At 40.1% G+C, this 2,372-nt stretch carries 4 protein-coding genes; all 4 read left to right on the plus strand.

Going from position 1 to position 2,372, the window contains the following annotated elements; genetic code table 11:
* On the plus strand, window positions 1–270 hold a 270-nt coding region (locus tag BUB87_RS13805), incomplete at its 5' end, for a hypothetical protein (protein WP_073346657.1).
* 17 nt (window positions 271–287) lie between these two features.
* Window positions 288–533 (plus strand): hypothetical protein, encoded by a 246-nt coding sequence (locus BUB87_RS13810; RefSeq protein ID WP_073346659.1) that lies wholly within the window; start codon window positions 288–290, stop codon window positions 531–533.
* 58 nt (window positions 534–591) lie between these two features.
* Window positions 592–1,494, plus strand: a complete 903-nt coding sequence (locus tag BUB87_RS13815; protein ID WP_073346661.1) for a CpaE/TadZ family protein — start codon at window positions 592–594, stop codon at window positions 1,492–1,494.
* A 381-nt stretch (window positions 1,495–1,875) separates the two neighbouring features.
* The coding region (locus BUB87_RS13825) for a hypothetical protein (protein ID WP_143156728.1) at window positions 1,876–2,372 on the plus strand (497 nt) is incomplete at its 3' end.

Raw genomic sequence — 2,372 nt, forward strand, 5'->3', positions numbered from 1 at the left:
GACTTTTACGTAGAATTTAAGAAATTGAAACCTTCTAAGAAATATGAAAGAAGAAATATACTTCATATGTCATATATTTTTCACCTTTTTAAAATAAAAAAGGCTCTTGACGAGAAAAAATATATGAGAGCATGTAACGAATTGATTTCCTTGATGCACTATGAACCTTTTCTGCAAGGAAGAATTTATCCATATCTCATGCAGGCTCTGGAACGCGCTATGGCAAAGCATAAGAACGAGATAAAAATCGGTGATATAATTCATGTGTAGAAAAGGGATGGTCTTCAATGTTCAGGATAACATTGCCGAAGGATGCGGACGGGTACAAGACCGGCAATGATGTGTGGGACAAGCTTCATCTCTCCGGCTTCATGAGGATAGAGAAGCACGATGACGGCTGGCTTATTCAGATAGAGCCGGAGAAGAAAGTTTCGTTGGGCGACATAGAAAGGGTGCTGCCGAAACATGCAAAGGTGGAGGAGGTGCAGAAGACGAAAGAGAAATTCAAGGAGGAATATGATGAGGAGGAATAGGAGGCGGGCAAATGCCTGCTTTTTTTGTGTGAACAAAACCGACAGGGAGTGGTAAACAATGATACTCATGTTGAGCACAAACTTGAACCACATAAGGCGGGTTTACAGCAAGGATATGACTGTTGCGACATCAATCGTATCCGCAGAGATACAGTTGAAACGCAATAAATATTCGTTAGTCATAAAGGACGGCATTGACTATGACGTTCAGGGTATAAAATGCATGACGTACGAAGAATACCTGAAGGAACATATGAAGCTTGAAGAGGAGAAACCAAAAGAAGCTACGAAGCCCTTGGCCGTTTTAAATGCATTGAAAGAAAAAAGCACGGTGAAAACCAAAACACGCAGCATATACAGGCAGGAAGTGGTATCCGTATGGTCCGTCAAAGGCGGTATCGGCAAAACCACGCTGGCCAAGGCACTTGCGGAGAGCGTGCCGAAAGAACTGAAGGTGCTTCTTGTGGATTTGAACTTTGCGGACGGAGGAGCGGATTTGAGCTTCATATACAACCTTCCGCAACTTCCGCACATCGGAATGTACCTGAAAGAGAAGGATAATTTAAACAAGTACGTGATAAGTGTGAGCAGTAATATTTACGTTCTGCAAGCTCCGCCGAAGGTTTCTCTGGTTTCAACAATAACCGCAAACGACATAACGCAGCTTGCAAACGACGCAAGGCTTGATTACGACCTCATACTGTTTGACCTTCCGCACATAGCGAGCGATGTCGTGCGGGAAGCGCTGAACAGGTCCACAAAAGTTCTCGTTCTGACATCCGCAGACGAGAGCGAATTAGCGCGGATACATGTGGCCAAAACAGAGAATATGACGGTGGTGATCTGCAGGCCTCACAACAGAAGCTGGAAAAAGTACATGGACGTGCTGAACATGCCGTATGTGGAAGTGCACGATGTTAAGAACGATGTGGACTTGGTGCTGGACAAAATATACGGATAGGACATGGATGTCTTAGATAGTATGATTTTGTTCTGCTTTTTTGGTCCATGTGATTTGATACCACCGTCTGTTTGCTGGTGATGTTTCGCGTTTTTGTCGAAAAAAATTGGTAAGAAATATAACAAGATTTGCAGACAACCGGTCTCCAATAGAAGGTTTGTATTCAGCTATTTTGGGGTTGTATGGGATTTTTTGAAAAAATTTCTCGTCTTCGGGAAGAAGGTGGGTTTCCAAAATGATTTTGTCTCCTGGCTGTATAACATTCATTGAATTTTGTAAAGCCTGTCTGAAATCTGCATACAATGCAAATAATGATGCGTTTGGACTTTTGGCCAGAAACAAAAAAAGAGGCCTAAAATTTTTCTTTTTGAGGTGATATATATGAGTATTTTTGCAAGGATAGTTAATTATAAAATACTTGCTGACAGAAAGTCGGAAAATCTTAAAGAAAGCATTGTAGACAACAAAAAAGCTTATAAAGAAAGTCAAAAGGAAACTGGAGGTGATAAAATGCAGTATATAGAAATTAAGAAAAAAGACAGTAATAAAACAGATAACTCTAACAATCATTACTTTGCCCCCTTAAAAATAATAGCAGTAAGCATATTTGCATTGTTAATTGCCTATCTGCCGTATTATTTTATATATTCTACATCGCTTAAAAATTTCCTGCTTGCGGTATTTTATCCTCTGTCTCCCAATGTAACGTATAGCTTTATGTCTGGTAGGTTCGTGTCCGGGCTTTTCTGTTTCATGATATGGCCAGCTATCTTTTTTTTGATAGTAGGAATAAAAATTTTATTCTCGGCTTATAAGCATAAATTTACAAATAACATATTTTCAGTATTAACATTTTACTCGCCTGCAATGTGGCTTAT

Source organism: Caldanaerobius fijiensis DSM 17918 (assembly GCF_900129075.1).
GTDB lineage: Bacteria > Bacillota > Thermoanaerobacteria > Thermoanaerobacterales > Caldanaerobiaceae > Caldanaerobius > Caldanaerobius fijiensis.